1 protein-coding gene is annotated in these 707 nt (G+C 47.8%); it reads right to left on the reverse strand.

All coding sequences use genetic code 11. The annotated features are described in order from the left end of the window. Window positions 1–8: 8 nt before the first annotated feature. Window positions 9–707 (reverse strand): ferritin-like domain-containing protein (locus B3182_RS13935; protein WP_292753154.1); only part of this gene is annotated, 699 nt, incomplete at its 5' end.

Genomic DNA, 707 nt, shown 5'->3' on the forward strand with positions numbered 1-707 from the left:
AAAAGCCGCTAACGATTAGATTCCAGCCAATCCAGTTCTGCATCAGTAAAGCCCGCCTGTTTGCGGGCTTCAATATGAAATGGCCCGCGTATCTCACCATTAAAGTAGGTTTTTAATAAGGTCGTGAAGGTGTGGGTGGGTTCCAGATCACGCTGTTCGCATAGATAATTAAACCAACGCGTGCCAATTGCCACATGACCGATTTCTTCACGCAATATCACTTCTAGAATCTCCACCGCTGCCAAATCGCCACTGCCACGCAGTTTAGTCATCATGCCCGGCGTTACATCCAGTCCCCTCGCCTCTAATACCCTTGGTACCAGTGCCATGCGAGTTAAGGGATCGTGATGGGTTTTCTGTGCCATTTCCCATAAACCATCATGTGCCGGAAAATCTCCATAGGCATACCCTGCCTGTTGTAAATGGGCAGATAGCATTGAAAAATGTTTAGCTTCCTCATCAGCAACCTGCAACCAGTCACCATAAAAATCATCTGGCATATTGGCAAAACGGGCGATGGCATCCAATGCTAAATTAATGGCATTAAACTCGATATGACAAATGGCATGAATCAGCGTGGTATGACCGGTTTGCTGATTATTACGTCGACGCGGTAAATCGCGTGGCGAGACCAGGTCGGGCTTATCGGGTCTGCCTGGGATGGCCGGAACATTCAATGGCTGATGCTGAATGACATAACCTTGTTC

This window comes from Methylophaga sp. UBA4204, assembly GCF_002379485.1.
Classification (GTDB): Bacteria; Pseudomonadota; Gammaproteobacteria; order Nitrosococcales; family Methylophagaceae; genus Methylophaga.